At 72.3% G+C, this 15,815-nt stretch carries 19 protein-coding genes; 10 read left to right on the forward strand and 9 right to left on the reverse strand.

All coding sequences use genetic code 11. The features are described 5' to 3' along the window. Positions 1-28: 28 nt before the first annotated feature. Positions 29-871, reverse strand: coding sequence for an SDR family oxidoreductase (locus tag CS0771_RS17500; RefSeq protein ID WP_212841983.1), 843 nt, complete (start codon positions 869-871; stop codon positions 29-31). A gap of 39 nt (positions 872-910) precedes the next feature. Here CS0771_RS17500 and CS0771_RS17505 point away from each other — a divergent pair, with 39 nt between their 5' ends. Further along, positions 911-1,165, forward strand: coding sequence for a DUF6343 family protein (locus CS0771_RS17505; RefSeq protein ID WP_203753706.1), 255 nt, complete (start codon positions 911-913; stop codon positions 1,163-1,165). A 40-nt stretch (positions 1,166-1,205) separates the two neighbouring features. Next, complete coding sequence (locus CS0771_RS17510) at positions 1,206-1,559, forward strand: VOC family protein (RefSeq protein WP_203753708.1); 354 nt, start codon at positions 1,206-1,208, stop codon at positions 1,557-1,559. A gap of 6 nt (positions 1,560-1,565) precedes the next feature. Here CS0771_RS17510 and CS0771_RS17515 read toward each other — a convergent pair whose 3' ends face one another. Next, positions 1,566-2,024: an SRPBCC family protein gene (locus CS0771_RS17515; protein ID WP_212841984.1), complete on the reverse strand. Its 459-nt coding sequence runs from the start codon at positions 2,022-2,024 to the stop codon at positions 1,566-1,568. 106 nt (positions 2,025-2,130) lie between these two features. Between CS0771_RS17515 and CS0771_RS17520 the strand changes: the two genes are divergently transcribed. From CS0771_RS17520 to CS0771_RS17540, 5 genes are all read left to right on the forward strand, one after another. After that, on the forward strand, positions 2,131-2,736 hold the full coding sequence (locus CS0771_RS17520) for a hypothetical protein (protein ID WP_212841985.1): 606 nt from the start codon (positions 2,131-2,133) through the stop codon (positions 2,734-2,736). A 43-nt stretch (positions 2,737-2,779) separates the two neighbouring features. Continuing rightward, entirely contained in the window at positions 2,780-3,400 is a 621-nt protein-coding gene (locus CS0771_RS17525; RefSeq protein ID WP_212841986.1) for an SGNH/GDSL hydrolase family protein, read from the forward strand. A 221-nt stretch (positions 3,401-3,621) separates the two neighbouring features. Continuing rightward, positions 3,622-4,299 carry a glycine zipper family protein gene (locus tag CS0771_RS17530; protein ID WP_212841987.1) on the forward strand — a complete coding sequence of 226 codons (678 nt, stop codon included), beginning with the start codon at positions 3,622-3,624 and terminating at the stop codon, positions 4,297-4,299. A gap of 63 nt (positions 4,300-4,362) precedes the next feature. Beyond that, positions 4,363-5,385: an aldo/keto reductase gene (locus CS0771_RS17535; protein WP_212841988.1), complete on the forward strand. Its 1,023-nt coding sequence runs from the start codon at positions 4,363-4,365 to the stop codon at positions 5,383-5,385. Positions 5,386-5,398: 13 nt separating this feature from the next. Then, the gene (locus CS0771_RS17540; protein ID WP_212841989.1) at positions 5,399-5,989 is read left to right on the forward strand and encodes a TetR family transcriptional regulator; all 591 of its coding nucleotides are present in this window, start codon (positions 5,399-5,401) and stop codon (positions 5,987-5,989) included. Here the strand turns inward: CS0771_RS17540 and CS0771_RS17545 are convergent, their stop codons facing one another. Both CS0771_RS17545 and CS0771_RS17550 read right to left on the reverse strand, forming a co-directional pair. After that, positions 5,990-6,649: a methyltransferase gene (locus CS0771_RS17545; protein ID WP_212841990.1), complete on the reverse strand. Its 660-nt coding sequence runs from the start codon at positions 6,647-6,649 to the stop codon at positions 5,990-5,992. Between the two features lie 67 nt (positions 6,650-6,716). After that, positions 6,717-7,460 (reverse strand): hypothetical protein, encoded by a 744-nt coding sequence (locus CS0771_RS17550; RefSeq protein ID WP_212841991.1) that lies wholly within the window; start codon positions 7,458-7,460, stop codon positions 6,717-6,719. A gap of 63 nt (positions 7,461-7,523) precedes the next feature. Between CS0771_RS17550 and CS0771_RS17555 the strand changes: the two genes are divergently transcribed. Beyond that, a complete protein-coding gene (locus tag CS0771_RS17555) occupies positions 7,524-8,609 on the forward strand; it encodes a hypothetical protein (protein WP_212841992.1) in 1,086 nt (361 codons plus the stop codon). Positions 8,610-8,669: 60 nt separating this feature from the next. On the opposite strand, the gene CS0771_RS17560 is transcribed toward CS0771_RS17555, so the two are convergent. From CS0771_RS17560 to CS0771_RS17570, 3 genes are all read right to left on the reverse strand, one after another. Further along, the gene (locus CS0771_RS17560; RefSeq protein WP_212841993.1) at positions 8,670-9,167 is read right to left on the reverse strand and encodes a hypothetical protein; all 498 of its coding nucleotides are present in this window, start codon (positions 9,165-9,167) and stop codon (positions 8,670-8,672) included. Between the two features lie 254 nt (positions 9,168-9,421). Continuing rightward, entirely contained in the window at positions 9,422-10,156 is a 735-nt protein-coding gene (locus CS0771_RS17565; protein ID WP_212841994.1) for an NUDIX hydrolase, read from the reverse strand. Between the two features lie 118 nt (positions 10,157-10,274). After that, positions 10,275-11,201 (reverse strand): LysR family transcriptional regulator, encoded by a 927-nt coding sequence (locus CS0771_RS17570; protein ID WP_212841995.1) that lies wholly within the window; start codon positions 11,199-11,201, stop codon positions 10,275-10,277. Between the two features lie 72 nt (positions 11,202-11,273). Here CS0771_RS17570 and CS0771_RS17575 point away from each other — a divergent pair, with 72 nt between their 5' ends. Together CS0771_RS17575 and CS0771_RS17580 are read left to right on the forward strand one after the other, a co-directional pair. After that, on the forward strand, positions 11,274-12,494 hold the full coding sequence (locus CS0771_RS17575; RefSeq protein WP_212841996.1) for a DMT family transporter: 1,221 nt from the start codon (positions 11,274-11,276) through the stop codon (positions 12,492-12,494). A 43-nt stretch (positions 12,495-12,537) separates the two neighbouring features. Next, positions 12,538-12,990, forward strand: a complete 453-nt coding sequence (locus CS0771_RS17580; RefSeq protein WP_212841997.1) for a hypothetical protein — start codon at positions 12,538-12,540, stop codon at positions 12,988-12,990. A gap of 99 nt (positions 12,991-13,089) precedes the next feature. Here the strand turns inward: CS0771_RS17580 and CS0771_RS17585 are convergent, their stop codons facing one another. Then, positions 13,090-14,568 carry a saccharopine dehydrogenase NADP-binding domain-containing protein gene (locus tag CS0771_RS17585; protein WP_212841998.1) on the reverse strand — a complete coding sequence of 493 codons (1,479 nt, stop codon included), beginning with the start codon at positions 14,566-14,568 and terminating at the stop codon, positions 13,090-13,092. After that, entirely contained in the window at positions 14,565-15,752 is a 1,188-nt protein-coding gene (locus CS0771_RS17590; RefSeq protein WP_244870855.1) for a type III PLP-dependent enzyme, read from the reverse strand. The genes CS0771_RS17585 and CS0771_RS17590 overlap by 4 nt, the downstream gene beginning before the upstream one ends. Positions 15,753-15,815: the final 63 nt, after the last annotated feature.

Consider the following 15,815-nt stretch of genomic DNA (forward strand, 5'->3'; position numbering starts at 1 on the left):
CCGTGGGTCCTGTCCGGTGCGCGCGGCCTCAGCCGAGGCGGAGCAGGTCGTCGAGGGTGAGCGGGGCGACGCCGGTGAGCCGCTCGACGGTGTCGGTGATCCGGGCCAGCTCGCCCTCGGCGATCGCCCGGTAGGTGCTCACCCAGGCCTCGACCTGCCAGTCGGGGGCGCCGTACGAGGCACGGGAGGCGTACGCCTCCGGCTCGGTCTCGGCGTGGTAGGTGACCGGGCGGCCGGTGACGAACGTGATGATCTCGGCGACCTGGCCCAGCGTCAGCGACTGCGGGCCGGTCAGCTCGTAGGTCTGCCCGTCGTGGGGTCCGGGGTCGCGCAGCACGGCGACCGCGACGTCGGCGACGTCGTCGAGGGCGATCCCGGCCACCCGGCCCTCGGCGGCCGGGCCGCGCAGCACCCCGTCGCGGCCCACGAACTGCGGCAGCACGTCCAGGTACAGGTTGTCGCGCAGGAACGTCCAGCCCAGCGGGCTCTGCCGCAGGAGCTGCTCGGTGGCCCAGTGGTCGCGGGCGAGCGTGAACACGGCGTCCGGGGCGGCGCCGTAGAACGACGTGTACACCACCCGGCGCACCCCGGCGGCCACGGCTGCCTCGACGAACGCACGGTGCTCGGCCACCCGCTGCTCGGTCTCCGCGGCGGAGACCATGAGCACGGTCTCGATGCCGCCTAGCGCGGCGCGCACGGCGTCCCGGTCGGCGTACTCGGCGCGGGCCGTCTCGGCCCCGGGTAGCTCCGGCGCGCGGGACAGGTCGCGTACGAGCAGGCGCTGGGGCAGGCCCGCCTCGGCGAGCCGCCGCGCGACCCGCGAGCCGAGCCGGCCGGTGGCGCCGGTGACTGCGATCTTGATGTCGGACACGCCGCCACCTCCCGGTCTTAGTATGGAGGAGAGGCGACCATGACACGCGTGAAGCCGGACGGCACCCACGACCACCCGTACAGCGCGCTCAACCTGCGGCTGGCGCTGGCGGGGTTCGGCCTGGTGTTCGCCGGGGTGCTGGCGGTGATCTCGTTCGCCTTCGGACTCACCTGGCTGGGCTGGCTGAGCGTGCTGCTCATCGTGGTGACCGTCATCGACCTGGTGGTGATAGTCCGGCGCCGCCGGGAGCGCCGCCGCGCGGAGCACGGCGCGTCGCACTCGCTGTTCGAGTGAGCACCGTACGAACCCGACAGAAGCGGCATACCATCAAGAAATGATCAAAGGTATGCACGCGCTGATCTACAGCACGAACGCCGACGCCGACCGGGCCTTCTTCCGCGACGTGCTCGGCTTCCCGCACGTGGACACGGGCGAGGGCTGGCTGATCTTCAAAGCGCCGCCCGCCGAGATCGCGTTCCACCCGGCCGAGGCGCACACCCGCTGCGAGCTGTACCTGACCGTGGACGACGTGGAGTCCACGGTGGCCCAGTGGGGCGAGCGCGGCCTGGAGGTCATCGTCGCCCCGGCCAAGCGCGACTGGGGTACCGAGGCGGTGGTGCGCCTGCCCGGCGGCGCGACGCTGGGCGTCTACCAGCCCACTCACGCCACCGCGTACGACACGGTCTGACCCCGCTCAGGCCTCCAGCTCGCGCTTGAGGCGGGCCAGGGTCTGCCGCATACCCGCCCGGTTGACCTCCGGCCGCCGGTTCGCCGAGCGCCCGGTGAACATGCGCCCGAGCAGCAGCGCGCCGCGTCCCCGCCGGTCGGTCCAGTGCTCGGTGACCAGCGTGCCCGCCTCGACGGGCGTGAACCGGTAGCCCCAGCGCGCCACGGGCAGCCCGAACGTGGTCACGTCGAACACGAACTCCGCCCCCGGCTCCGCGGTGCGCACCCGGCAGGTGGTGAACCAGACGAACGGCCCGAGCCGGTTCCAGCCCACGAAGCGGGTCGGCTGGCCCCGCTCCCGCCGCCAGACCCACACCGCGAAGCACTCGGGGCTCCAGCTCGCCATACGGCGTACGTCGGCGACGGCCCGGTACACGTCGGCGGGCGGCGCCGCCACCACGATCTGCTCACTCACCTCGTCGGCCACCCGCCGCACGATACGCGGCGCCCGGCCGCGCCGGAACGGGCCGACTTCCGGCTTCGCCGACCCCGGCCCGGCCCCCGGACGTACCGTCGGGTGAAGGGGGAATGTCATGTTCGTACAGGTGATCCGCGGCCGCACGGCCGATCCCGCCGCACTGCACGAGGCCTTCGACACCTGGGTGCGCGACCTGTCGCCGGGCGCGGAGGGCTGGCTGGGCAGCACCGGCGGCGTCACGGCCGACGGCCGCGTGGTGATGCTGGCCCGGTTCGCGTCACCCGAGGACGCCCGGCGCAACAGCGAACGTCCCGAGCAGGACGCCTGGTGGCAGGAGACCTCGCGCCTGATCGTCGACCCGGTCTTCGCCGACGCCAAGCAGGTGACCACCTACCTCGGCGCGGGTTCGGACGACGCCGGGTTCGTGCAGGTGATCCATGGCAGCACCACCGATCCGGGCCGGCTGCTGGACACCATCGAGCGGCTCTCCACCAACCTGCGCGTCTTCCGGCACGAGATCATCGGCGGCACGGTGACGCTGCACCACGACGGCACGTACACCGAGGCGGTCTACTTCACCGGCCTGGAGGCGGCCCGGGAGGGCGAGCAGCGGCGCCTGCCGCCGGAGCTGCAGGGCGCGATGGACCGCATGCAGGAGTACACGTCCCTGGTGGCCTACTACGACCTCACCGACCCGTGGCTGTACTCGCCCAAGGCGTGAGCGAACGGTCGCGGCACGGCGGCCCGGCCCGTAGCATGGCGCGGTGATCTTCGAAAAGGGGCAGCGCGTCGTCTTCATCGGCGACAGCATCACCGACTGCGGCCGCCGCGACCACGCCGCGCCGTACGGCAACGGGTACATGAGCCTGGTGCAGGCGTTCGTCACCGCCGCGCACCCGGAGCTGGGCCTGACCTGGGTCAACCGCGGCGTCAGCGGCGACACCGTGCGCGACCTGGCCGCCCGCTGGGAGCGCGACGTGATCGAGCAGCGCCCCGACTGGCTCAGCGTGAAGATCGGCATCAACGACGTGTGGCGCTTCTTCCAGGACCGCCCCGCCGACGCGGTCCCGATCGAGGAGTACCAGACCACCCTGCGCGCCCTGCTCGCCGACACGGTCGAGCGCACCGGCTGCCGCCTCATCCTCGCCGACCCGTACCTGATCGAGTCCGATCACGACGACCCGCAGTACGCCATGACGGCCGAGTACGCCGCCGTCGTCAAGACCCTGGCCGCCGACTTCGGCGCCCGCCACGTCCCGGTCCAGGCCGCCTTCGACCGCGTCCTCGCCTCGACCACCCCCGCCGACTGGGCCGACGACCGCATCCACCCGAACCTGGCCGGCCACGCCGTCATCGCCCGAGCCTTCCTCGACACCCTCTCCTGAAAGGAAGGGCACCTTCTTATCGTTTTCCGATGTAGAAGGTGCCCTTCCTAACTCTCGTTGCCCGGGCCGCTCGCGCGGGGCGGGCGGGTCCGCGTGACGCCCGCCCGGTATGCCAGGCACTTGGGCGTGAGCGCGGCCAAGATACGCCCAAGTGCCTGGCAACCCGGGCGATCAAGGCAGCGCGGTGGGTGGCGGGGGCTGGTTAGGGTGCGGGGATAGGGGTGTACTGGGCCGGGGTGGGCTCGGCGGGGATCCAGGTCGGGGCGGTGAGCGCCGCGGCGGGGTGGTTGCTGGGGCCGGTCGGGGCGGTCGCCGGGGGAGCGCTGGCGGTGCTCGTGGCGGTGCCGTACGGGTGGGCGGTCGTGCGGGTCAGGGCGTATCCGGCGACGCCGCGCGGGGTGGGGCTGTTCGCGGTCGACCACAGCTGGAGCCTGGTCAACACGATCGCGGGGGCGGCGTTCCTCGCCGCCAACCTGGCCCGGGGGCACCGGCTCGACCCGCTCGCCTGCCGGCATCGCGGCCGGATCAACATCTTCGAGCAGGCCGTCCGGGGGTACGCGACCACGGTGGGCAACGTCGTCGCGGGCGCGAACGCGCGCTGCGAGCGGCACGAGGACGTGCACGTGCGCCAGGCCCGCCTGTTCGGGCCGCTCTACCTGCCGCTGATCGCCGTGAACTACGTGCTGTTCAGCGTGCTGCCGGTGTGGTGGCTCGTGCACGACCACGCCGGTTATCCGATCACCGGCGCGGGCCGGTACTTCACCCACGGCGTCTACCACCACGTCTGGCACGAGGCCTGGGCGTACCGGCGCGACGTGCACGACCGGCACGGCCCCCGCTCCGGAGTGCCACGGGCCGGGCGGCGCGCCCGCCGGGAGCGCCCCGGGCGCGGCTCGTGACCCAGGCCACCTAGCAACTGACAAAACTTGGAATCTGTCATCTGTCATGCCACGCTGAACGGCATGACCGAACGAACCACGTACCCGCAGCTCCCCGCCCGCACCCTGGGCGCCACCGGCCCGCGCGTCGCCGCGCTGGGGCTCGGCCTGATGGGCATGTCGGACCTGTACGGCCCCGCCGACGAGGCGGAGAGCATCGCCACCGTGCATGAGGCGCTCGACGCCGGAGTGACCCTGCTCGACACCGGCGACTTCTACGGCATGGGCCGCAACGAGCTGCTGCTGCGCAACGCGCTCAAGGGCCGCGCCCGCGAGAACGCCGTGATCAGCGTCAAGTTCGGCGCGCTGCGCGACGCGGCCGGCGGCTGGAACGGCGTCGACACCCGCCCCGTCGCCATCAAGAACTTCCTCGCGTACACCCTGAACCGGCTGGGCACCGACCACGTCGACATCTACCGCCCGGCCCGGCTCGACCCGAACGTGCCCATCGAGGAGACCGTCGGCGCGCTGGCCGACCTGGTCAAGGCCGGCTACGTGCGGCACATCGGCCTGTCCGAGGTCGGCGCGGACACGCTGCGCCGGGCCGCCGCCGTGCACCCGATCGCCGACCTGCAGATCGAGTACTCGCTGCTCTCCCGGGGCATCGAGGACGAGATCCTGCCCGCCGCCCGCGAGCTGGGCATCGGCGTCACCGCGTACGGCGTGCTGTCCCGCGGCCTGCTGTCCGGGCACTGGTCGCGCGAGCGCGCCGCCGGGGCCGGGGACTTCCGCGCCCACCTGCCCCGGTTCACCGGCGGCAACCTGGACCGCAACCTGGCACTGGTCGAGGCGCTGCGGCAGCTCGGCGAGGACCGGGGCGCGAGCGTGGCGCAGGTCGCGGTGGCCTGGGCGCTGTCGCGCGGCGCGGACATCGTGCCGCTGGTCGGCGCGCGCACCCGGGCCCGGCTGGCCGAGTCGCTGGGCGCGCTGGACGTCGTGCTGAGCGAGGCCGACCTGGCCCGGATCGAGGCCGCGGTGCCCGCCGGCGCCGCGTCCGGCGACCGTTATGACCCGCACTCCATGCAGGCGCTCGACAGCGAGAGGTAGGGTCTGCCTCAACATGGCAGATGCTCCTCTCACCCCGGACCGGATCCTGGAAGCGGCGGAGGAGGCCCTCCGCCGCTACGGACCGGCGAAGGCCAACGTCGTCGATGTCGCACGCGCGCTGAACGTCAGCCACGGCAGCGTCTACCGGCATTTCCCCAGCAAGGCCGCGCTGCGCAATGCGGTCGTCGAGCGCTGGCTGGCCCGGCTGTCCGAGCCGCTCGGCGCGATCGCGGCCGAGCGCGGCCCCGCCGACGAGCGGCTGCGCCGCTGGCTGGACGGGCTGTCCGACTCCAAGCAGCGCATGGCGCGCGACGAGCCCGAGCTGTTCGCGACGTACTACCAGCTCGCGCTCGACTCCGACGAGGTGGTCGCGGCACACGTCAACGCGCTCTCCGCCCAGCTGGGCGAGATCATCGCCGACGGGGTGGGCCGGGGCGAGTTCGCCGTCGCCGACCCGTTCCGAATGGGCCGGGCCGTGTTCGACGCGACCGCCCGGTTCCACAACCCGGCCTACCTGGCCGAGTGGGGCGATCCCGACATCAAGAGCGCGTATGAGGGCGTCTGGCTGCTGATCTGCCGGGGTCTCGGCGTACCCGAGAAGTGATCAGGCCTGCGCCGGGCCGCGCAGCTCCCACACCCGGGTGTGCTTGACCGTGACGCTCTCCAGCGCCATCGTCGTCGGCACGTCGTACGCGGCCAGCTCGCGGAACAGCGGCCGGGGCAGGAACGCCCGGTCCGGGTCGCCGACCAGCACCCGCGCCCCGGCCTTGGCCGCGCGGCGCAGGAAACCGGTCATCCGGTCGGCCATCACCTGGCTGTAGAAAACGTCCCCGGCCAGCACCACCTCGGCGCCGTCCGCGTCGCCGCCCAGGATGTCGGCCCGGTCCACGGACACGTCGGCGCCGTTGGCGGCCGCGTTCAGGCCGATCGCCGCCGCCGAGAACGGGTCGATGTCCACCGCCCGCACCGACGCCGCGCCGGACCGCGCCGCGGCCACCGCGACCAGGCCCGAGCCCGAGGCGAGGTCCAGCACCCGCCGCCCGGCGACCGTCTCCGGGTGGTCCAGCACGTAACGGGCCAGCGCCTGGCCGCCCGCCCAGGCGAACGCCCAGAACGGCGGCGGCTGCTCGCTGCGGTACTCGCCCTCGGTCAGCTCCCACAGCCCGATCGGCTCGTCGGCCTGGTGCAGCTTGATCTCGGGCAGGAAGCCCAGCGGGGCCAGCGCGGCGTACGAGCGGACGAAGTCAGCGGCGGTGTCGGTCACCCCAGAAGTGTGCCGCCCGGGAGGTCACCCGGCCCGCACGGGGCCGGGTGACGGTGCCCACGCCCGCTCAGGACGGGGACGGAGCGGGCGTTTCGGCCGGTCCGGTGGCCCCGCCGAGCCACCTGGCCTGATGCGACTCGATCTTGAGCGGGATGGTCGCGCCGTACCGCTGCGGCAGCTCCACCTGGGCCTGGGCAAGGTCCTCGGGCAGCACGCCGACGATCACGGCGCTGCCGTCCAGCTCGATACTGAAGCTGTTCACGCCGATGCCGCGCTCCTGCCAGTAGGGGCGCTCCTTCTCGATCTTCATCGCGTGGCCCCACAGGTCGGCCTTGGTGAAGCGGGCGTCGCGGATGTAGAGGCACTTGCCGCGCGACACCTTCTCGATGTAGGCGTCGAACGCCTTGGACGGCTTGCGGTAGACCACGGCGAAGGCCTGTTCCAGCACCAGCTTGGCCCCGGTGAACGAGCTCTTGAACTGGCGGTCGCCGGCGTGGGAGATGTCGCCGATCGCGTCCAGCATCTTCTGGTCCATGGGCGTGACCAGGAAGCCGTCCGGGGTCAGGCTCTCGCCGGGCGCGGGCTCGGGGCGGGCGCAGGCCTTGGTCGGTTTGCCGATGCGCCGCTCCGGGTCCGGGCTCGGCGCGGCCGACGGGGTCGGGGCGGGAGCGGACGGACTGGCCGCGGTGGTGGCCGGGGCCGCGGCCGGGACGGGGTCGGCCGGTCCGGTGCAGGCGGCAGTGAGTATGGCGGCGAGGGCGGCGACCGAGATCAGCGCCGCGCCCCCGCGACAGGCGCCGGAGATCATCATGGTGTACCTGACGCCCGCCGCGGGCGTTGGGTTGCCACCCGACGGCTGCCGCGTTAGCAGGATATGACGCGAGTGCTCATCGTCCTGGCCGCGCTGCTGGTCACCGCGGCCGTCGCGCTGTCGGCGCCCGACACCGGCAGCGACCCGTGGCCGAACGCGCGGCCGTGGCGGGACGAGCGGCCAGCCCCGGCGGCGCAGGGCGGGCTCGAACCGGGCGCGCCGGTGGACGCCGGGCCGGGTGGGCTCGGTGCCCGGCAGCCGGGCGAGCAGGTGGCGCCGTTCGCGGCCCCGGCCGGGAAGCCCGTCGCCATCCATACCGCCGATCTGCCCGCCAACGAGGCGTCGGGCCTGGTGGCCAGCCGCCGGTTCCCCGGCGTCTTCTACTGGCTGCGCGACGGCGGCGGGGCGACGGCGCAGCGGCCGCGCGCCGCGCTGTGGACCATCAAGCTCGGCGCCGACGCGCACGCGCTGCCGGTGCGCCGCGGCGAGAACTTCCCGTTCGCGCAGGTCTTCGCCGCGCCGAACGGCGACTGGGAGGACGTCGTGCTGGACGACGACGACAACCTCTGGATCGGCGACATCGGCGCCAACGACTGTGTGAGCGAGCAGTACCTCTACCGCACGCTGGAGCCGGAGCCGGACACCGACGACCCGTTCTTCGTGACCGCGAAGTGGCCGGTGTCCTTCCCGGACCCGGCGGAGGGCTGCCGCACCCGCAACGCCGAGGCGATGCTCTGGCTCGACGGGGAGCTGTACCTGTTCGCCAAGACGGCGAACTCGCCGGTGTACCGGGCGGTGTTCCCGGCCGAGCGCGGCGCGGACGTGGAACTGGAGCCGGTGGCGGAGTTCGACGCGGCGGTGAACAAGATCTCGGTCAGCACCGTCTCCACCGACCGCACCCGGCTCACCGTCGCCGGCCACGCGCGGTACTGGGTGTTCGCGGCCGATCCGGCGCTGCGCGGCGACGCGTACCTGAAGCGGGCGCTGCAGGGCAGGCCGGTGCACACCGGCACCTTCGCCTCGCGCGCGGGCAACGCCTCGGTCGAGGGCGGCAGCTACGTGCCCGGCACGCACGACCTGCTCTTCGTCGCGGAGAACAAGGAGATGTTCCTGCTGCCCGACGCCCCGTCCGCGGCGGCCGCCCGCTGACGCGCGGAGCTCCCGCCGCGAGCACGGCGGGAGCTCCGATCACGAACGACGGGCCGCGGGTCAGCAGCCGCCGCAGTTGTAGTACAGGATGTCCCAGTGGTTGCCCTCGTCGGTGTAGAGGTTGCCGGCGCCGGAACGGTACTGGTAACCCCAGCCGGAGATGTAGCCGACGTAGGTGAAGTTGTTCTTGATGTAGTTGCCGATGCAGGTGTACTTGCTGATGTCGAGCTTGTAGCCGTTCCAGTGGCTGTACGTGCCGGAGGAGTGGCCGGTCTCGGTGCCGGCGGTGATGTTGATGGCGCAGCCGCTGGCCGTCTTGAGCGTCTTGATGCCGCTGATCGTGGTCTGGCGGACGTTGGTGAACGACGTGCAGGTCGGGTTGTTCCGGTCACTGCAGTTGCCGCTGGACGACCAGGTGATGCCGGCCGCGCGCAGCTGGGCGGTGGCCTCGGCATGGGTGAGGTAGGTGGCGGCGTGTGCGGGGGAGGCGAAGGCGAGCACGAACGCCGTCACCGCGCCCGCGAGCACGGTGAGGGCACGGGGGACGAAGCGGGACATGGGGGGTCTCCTGGGGTGTCGGAGTTAATTGCCGTCCGCTGCGCAGCGATGGAAAGATTCCTACCACACATAGAAGTGTGACGCTAGACAGTGAAGTGTCACTGCTTCGTTACCGAAGAGTCTGGGCGCCGAACTCCCGCGCTCTCCACCTAGCAACCTAGGACGCCGTTAGTGGGGGTGCCCCCCGTCACCCGCCGCGGCAAGAGGGCGGCCCCCGTTCCGCGAGGGAACGAGGGCCGCCGACAGGCTCCCGGTTACGCCTTGCCGGGCCAGAGGCCCTTCACCACGGCCTGGGCGTATGCGGCGAGGGTGAACGCGTCGCCGAGCACCCCGTCCCGGATCATCTGCGTGAACTCGTCCGGCGTGACCATGGCGAACTCGTCGATGCCCTCCTCGGTCGCGCCGGGCGGGCGCTCCGCGGGCACGGCCGACAGGTGGGCGAGGTAGATCTCGTCGCCGCCGACCTCGGCGCCGGTGTCGGAGTCCAGCGCGCCCAGGAAGATCACCTTGTCGGCGGGCACGCCGACCTCCTCCTCGACCTCGCGCGCGGCCGTCGTGGCGCCGTCGGCCCCGGGCTCGGCGAAGCCGCGCGGGATCTCCCAGTGCCAGCGGCGGGTCGCGTGGCGGAAGTGCTTCACCAGCAGGATGCGGCCGTCCGGCAGCAGCGGCAGCACGGCCGCGCCGGTGCCGAGGTGCGGCGACATCTGGCGGATGTACGTGCCGAGGCTGCCGTCGGCGAAGCGCACCGCGTCCCGGACCAGGAGCAGGTACTGATCGGCGTAGACGACGCCGATGTCGCCGTTCTGCTCGGGCAGGCCGCGCCCGGCCAGCTTCACGGCGGACTCGTCCGCCACCTGCTCCTGCAGGACCGGGTCGAGCACGATCTCGAACGCCGCGCCGGGCGGGTTCTCGAACAGCTGCGGGCGCTGTGCGCGCAGCGCGTCGTACGCGGCGAGGCGGGCGGCCCGCCGGGACTGCTGGTCGGACATGGACGCACCAATCTGCCGAAGGTCATCGGCACCGAGCCTAACGACCGGCCGTCCCGGACGCCGCCCGGCGGCGGGGAACCGACACCGTCGTCATCGGACGCCCATGCCATGCACCGCGTCAGGCCGGCTCGGCGCGCATGGCCCGGTCCAGCCCGCGCATCCGGGCCATGACCAGGTCGACCACCACCCGGCTGGCGGGGGACAGCTCACCCTGGCGGTGCACCACGGCGAACGTCTCGTACATCGCCGGGCGCAGCGGGGCCCAGGCCAGTCCGGCCGGGAGCCGGTCGCCGAGCGCGTGCAGCACGCCGCGCCAGGTGACCGTGTCGGCCAGGCCGCGGGCGGCGATGTCCAGCGCGGTCTCGGTGTCCTCCACCTCGATCCGGGGCCGCAGCGAGTGTCCCGTGCGCTGCACCGCCTGGGCGAGCTGGCGGCGGGTGGTGTCGGTCTCGCGCCAGCTCGCGTCGGGCAGCACCAGCTGCGCGGCGGCCAGCGCGGTGGGGGTGACCCGGGCGTGCAGCCGGGACGGGTCGGCGCTGACGTACACCAGCTCGTCGCGCAGCACCGGCGTGACCACCATGTTCTCGTCCTCGACGGGCAGCGCGATGACCGCCGCCTCCAGCCGCCCCTTGCGCAGGTGCTCCAGGACCTCGGCGGAGTTCTGGCCGACCAGTTCGAGGCGTACCCCCGGATGCCGGCGCAGCACGTCGGCGACCAGGTCGGCGGTCAGGTAGAAGCGGGCGGTGCGGAACATGCCGAAGCGCACCGTGCCGGTGAGCAGCTCCCGCACCGAGGCGACGGCCCGCCCGGCCTCGTCGACGGCGGCCAGCGCGGCGGCGGCGTGCGGGGCGAGCGCGCGGGCCGCCTCGGTCGGCACCAGGCCGCGTCCCACCCGCCGGAACAGCGTGGTGTCGAGGCCCTGCTCCAGCAGGCGCACCTGCTCGGAGATCGACGGCTGGGCGTAGCCGAGCACGCCAGCGGCGGCGGTGAACGAGCCGTGCTCCAGGGTGGCCAGGAAGCAGCGGAGCTGGTGCAGCGAAATCAAAGGTTTCTCCTGTGGAAGCCGCTGGAATCCAAGGCTACCTCGATGGCTGGTCGCGGCCTAACGTTTCGTGTCATGACCACCACCGTCTCCGCCGCCCCCGCGGCGGCCCCGAGCGTGCCCCGCAACGTGCGGCGCGGCACCCTGCTGTGCCTGGTCTCCGCGGCCGGGTTCGGCATGTCGGCGGTGTTCGCCAAGCAGGCGTACGCGGCCGGGTTCAACGTGCCCACCATGCTGGCCGGCCGGTTCACGATCGCCTCGGTGCTGCTGTGGGCCGTGGTCGCCTGGCGCCGCCCGAAGCTGCCCACCGGCCGAACCCTGGCCGCCTGCGTCGGGCTGGGCGCCGTCGGGTACGCGCTGCAGGCCGGGTTCTACTTCGGGGCGCTCGCCCGGATCGACGCCTCGCTGACCGCGCTGCTGCTGTACGCGTACCCCGGCCTGGTCACCGTGCTGGCCATCGCGCTGCGCCGCGAGCGCCCGGACCGCCGCCGGGTCGCCGCGCTGGCCTGCTCTGCGCTCGGGCTGCTGCTGATGCTCGGCGCGGGCGGGGTCGGCGGCTCGGCCGCCACCGGCGGCGTGCTGCTGGCGCTGGGCGCGGCGGTCGCCTACGCGCTCTACCTGACCGTCTCCGACGGCCTGCCGCGTGACCTGGACCTGTTCGTGGTGACGGCGATCGTGTGCACCTCGGCCGCGGCGAGCCTGGCCGTGTTCGGCGCGGCCACGGGCAGCCTGCACGCCCCCGCCGACGCGTCGGGGTGGTGGTGGGTGCTGGCGATCGCGGTGTGCTCGACGGTGATCCCGATCGCGGGCATGTTCTTCGGCGTACGCGACGTCGGCGCGTCCACCGCGGCCATCCTGTCCTGCGCGGAGCCGGCCGTGACGGTGGCCAGCACGGCGCTGGTCTACGGCGAGCGGCTCAGCCCGCTGCAGGCGGCGGGCGGCGTGGCGGTGCTCGCCTCGGTGGCGGTGCTCCAGCTGCGCCGCCGCAGGCCGCGGCCCGCCCCGGCGGCGACCGGGCAGGTCGATGTGCCGGTGGCGGCGGTATCCTGCGGCGTCCCCTCGGAGCACGCCGGAGAAGAGACCGCCAGTGAGACGACTTCTGCCCCTCGCCGTCGTGGCGGTGCTGCTCGGTGGCGGCTGCGGCCCCTCCGCCGCCCCGCCGGTCACGGCCCCCGCGCCGTCGGCGAGCACCGCGCCGCCCGCGGCCTCCGCGTCGGCCGCTCCGCCCGCGAAGCCGCTCACGCCGGAGCAGACGCTGAACGCGGTCCTGCTCACCGACGAGGCGCTGGCGGCTGACAGCAGCCTGGCCGAGGTCGGCATCGACCGCACGTTCGACGCGGTGCACGTGCCGAACTACCCGTACGGGGTGGTCACCGCGTGCGGCGAGCGGGCGGCGTCGTCGACCGGGGACGCGGCGAAGTCGAAGTCGCACGTGCGCGCCTGGGTGATCAACGGCGGGCTGGTCGCGCAGGAGGTGCACGTGCTGCTCAAGCAGCACGCCAAGGACGTGGTGGCAAAGGCGGCGAGCATGATGAAGGGCTGCCGCACGTACAGCGACGCGGGGGAGGCCTACCGGCGGCTGGACAGGCACGCGATCGTGCTGCCGGGCACGGTCGCGGGCGCCGCGGGCTGCTTCAGCAACTCGGGGCTGGTGACCTGCTTCGCGTATCTGGGCCGGGGCCGCACCGTGACCCAGCTGGCCACGAACGGCGACGACCAGGAGGCCGCCGAGTGGCTGATGACGCGCCTGATCGCCGCCGCCGAGCAGCGGCTCGTCCGTATCCCCGCCTGATCGCGAACGGCCCCGGTCGCCGTTGCCGGTGACCGGGGCCGCGTTAAGAAGGGCACCTTCTTCTACGGAAAACGATAAGAAGGTGCCCTTCCTTGTGCCTTAGACCAGGAAGTTGGCGAAGGCCCAGGGCTCGGAGTCGTCGCCGGTCTCCGGGCGGAAGTTGGCGAACGGCTCGTAGTACGAGCTGCGCGGGGTCCAGTCGGTGTGCACCGACGGGACGGCGCCCAGGTACGGGTTGGCGATCTCGAGCACGGCCTCGGGGTCGAGGTCGTCCGGGACGCACAGGCCCCGGTTCGGGTTGTTGACCATCCAGTAGACGGCGCCCAGCACCGACGCGGCGACCTGCAGCGTGGTGGCGTTCTGGTGCGCGACCAGGGCCCGGGACTCGTTGATGGTCAGCTGCGAGCCGACCCACCAGCCGTTGAGGTCGTGGCCGAGCAGCAGCACGCCGAGCTCGTCCATGCCGCTGAGGATCTCGTCGTTCATGATCCGCTGGTTCTTCTGCAGCTCGTAGCCGTTCATCCGGCACTCGTGCAGCGAGTTCAGCGCGGCGTCGGTGGGCATGTACGCGTAGTGCACGGTGGGGCGGTAGACCGCCTTGCCGTCCTGCCACACGGTCAGGTGGTCGCTGATGGTGAAGGCCTCACCGTGGCGGACGACCATGCCGATGATCGGGCCGCCGATCGGCACCCAGGAGCGGACCTGGGTGGTGATGCCGGTCTGGGCGAGGCAGATCTGGTTCTGCGGGCCGGACTCGTGGGTGTACGCGTTCGCGGGCAGCGACGGCTCGTGCGTGCCCCAGCCCATCTCGGCGGGGGCGATGCCCTCCTCGTAGAAGCCCTCCACGGACCAGGTGTTCACGAACTCGCCCACCTGCTTGGGCTTGTCGCTGATCTGGGTGTCCCGCTCGGAGATGTGGATGACCTTGGTGCCGGTGAGCATGCCCAGGGCGGCGAAGTCGCGGGTGCTCAGGGCCTCCTCCAGCTTGGCCTTGCGGTCGGCGTCCAGCGGCTTGGGCAGGCGCTCGGGCTCCTTGAGCATCGCGGTGGCGATGTCCAGCAGCGCGATCTTGGTCCAGTGGCTGACCAGGCCGGGGTTGGCGCCGTGCTCGACGACGGCGGTGGGGCCGTCCTTCTTCCAGCCCTTGGCCCGCTCGCGCAGCTTCATGTGCCGGGCGTAGAGGGTGCGGGACTGGGGCGTGGCGTTGAGCTGGTCGGCGTAGGGGTCCCACTCTTCGACGGAGGTGTCGACGTAGAGGACGCCGTGGCGCTGGCACCAGTCGATGATGACGCCGGTGTCGATGTTCCAGGCCAGGTTGATCAGGAGGTCGCCGTCGCCGAGGTGCTTGGCCAGCTCGGTCTCGATGTTCTCCGGGGTGATCCGCTCACGGAGGTACGTGGCGCCGGCCGCGACCGCCTCGGCGGCGGTGTGGGCAAGGTCCTCGAAGTCCATGATCGTCAGGCGCGTGAAGTCCATGTCGACGTGGCGCAGCAGCAGGGGCTGCAGGCACTGCGACACCGAGCCGCTGCCGAGCAGGAGGATCCGGCCCTGGAAGGCCAGCTTGGGAATGGTCGTCACGCGTTTTCTCCGATGCAGAATGTTGCCAATGGTGCGAACCCGTTGAAGCCAACGGAAGAATACGTGGTGGTATAGGCACCTGTGCCCAGGATGTCCACGTAATCGCCTGGTTTGAGATCCAGGGGCAGCCGGTAGGGCGCCTTCTCGTACAGGATGTCGACGCTGTCGCAGGTCGGCCCGGCCAGCACGACCGGTCCGGTCGGCTCCCCGTCGCGCGCGGTGACCAGGCGGTACTGGATCGCCTCGCCCTCGGTCTCGGCCAGCCCGCCGAATCGCCCGATGTCCAGGTAGACCCATCGGTGATCGTCGTCGTACGACTTCTGTGACACGAGCACGACCTGTGCCCGCAGCACTCCCGTCTCGGCGGCGACGAAGCGGCCCGGCTCGATCGCCAGGCTCGGCCGGTACGGGCCGAAGTGGCGCTCGACGGCCGAGTTGATCGCCTCCGCGTACGCCTCGATCGGCGCGACGGGGACCTGATACCCGGTGGGGAACCCGCCGCCGCAGTTGAGCAGCGTCAGGTGGATGCCCTTGTCGGCCAGCTCGCGGAAGACCCGCGCGGCCTGGCTGACGCTGGGCTCCCAGCGGGTCGGGTCCAGCTGCTGCGAGCCGACGTGGAACGACACCCCGATCGGCTTCAGGCCGAGTTCGCGGGCCTGCTCCAGCAGCCGCACCGCCATGTCCGGGGAGCACCCGAACTTGCGGCTCAGCGGCCACTGGGCGCCGGCGCTGCCCGCCAGCAGGCGGCAGAACACGGCGGAGCCGGGAGCGTTCTCGGCGAGTTTGTGCAGCTCGGCCTCGCTGTCGAAGACGAACATGCGCACGCCGCGCTGGTAGGCGTACTTGATGTCCGACGCCTTCTTGATCGTGTTGCCGTACGACAGGCGGGAGGCGTCCGCGCCCTCGGACAGACAGAGATCGATCTCGGCGGGGCTCGCCACGTCGAACGAGGAGCCGAGCCGGGCGAGTCGCCGGATGAGCATCGGCTGGGGATTCGCCTTCACCGCGTAGAAGATCTGCGTCTCGCGGAAGGCATCGGTCAGGCGGCGGAACTGCCGCTCGGCGACCTTCAGATCAATGACCAGGTAGGGAGTCTCTCGCTGGTCTGCATCGAGGAAGTCCTGGATCTCGCGGTTTCCTGCCGCGATCATGGTGACCAGGGTCTTGCCGTTGGTCATCGCCATCGTCTCGCTAATCCTCCACTGAAAATGTTGAATACGGCCGTTCGATTGCCGACGACGGAGTCT

It is taken from the genome of Catellatospora sp. IY07-71 (assembly GCF_018326265.1).
Lineage (GTDB): Bacteria > Actinomycetota > Actinomycetes > Mycobacteriales > Micromonosporaceae > Catellatospora.

Excerpts from the sequence above, each read along its gene's own strand:
- CS0771_RS17505 (WP_203753706.1), top strand. The coding sequence starts at position 911 with ATGACACGCGTGAAGCCGGACGGCACCCACGACCACCCGTACAGCGCG.
- CS0771_RS17510 (WP_203753708.1), top strand. The coding sequence starts at position 1,206 with ATGATCAAAGGTATGCACGCGCTGATCTACAGCACGAACGCCGACGCC.
- CS0771_RS17520 (WP_212841985.1), top strand. The coding sequence starts at position 2,131 with ATGTTCGTACAGGTGATCCGCGGCCGCACGGCCGATCCCGCCGCACTG.
- CS0771_RS17535 (WP_212841988.1), top strand. The coding sequence starts at position 4,363 with ATGACCGAACGAACCACGTACCCGCAGCTCCCCGCCCGCACCCTGGGC.
- CS0771_RS17540 (WP_212841989.1), top strand. The coding sequence starts at position 5,399 with ATGGCAGATGCTCCTCTCACCCCGGACCGGATCCTGGAAGCGGCGGAG.
- CS0771_RS17550 (WP_212841991.1), bottom strand. The coding sequence starts at position 7,460 with ATGATGATCTCCGGCGCCTGTCGCGGGGGCGCGGCGCTGATCTCGGTC.
- CS0771_RS17555 (WP_212841992.1), top strand. The coding sequence starts at position 7,524 with ATGACGCGAGTGCTCATCGTCCTGGCCGCGCTGCTGGTCACCGCGGCC.
- CS0771_RS17560 (WP_212841993.1), bottom strand. The coding sequence starts at position 9,167 with ATGTCCCGCTTCGTCCCCCGTGCCCTCACCGTGCTCGCGGGCGCGGTG.
- CS0771_RS17565 (WP_212841994.1), bottom strand. The coding sequence starts at position 10,156 with ATGTCCGACCAGCAGTCCCGGCGGGCCGCCCGCCTCGCCGCGTACGAC.
- CS0771_RS17575 (WP_212841996.1), top strand. The coding sequence starts at position 11,274 with ATGACCACCACCGTCTCCGCCGCCCCCGCGGCGGCCCCGAGCGTGCCC.
- CS0771_RS17590 (WP_244870855.1), bottom strand. The coding sequence starts at position 15,752 with ATGGCGATGACCAACGGCAAGACCCTGGTCACCATGATCGCGGCAGGA.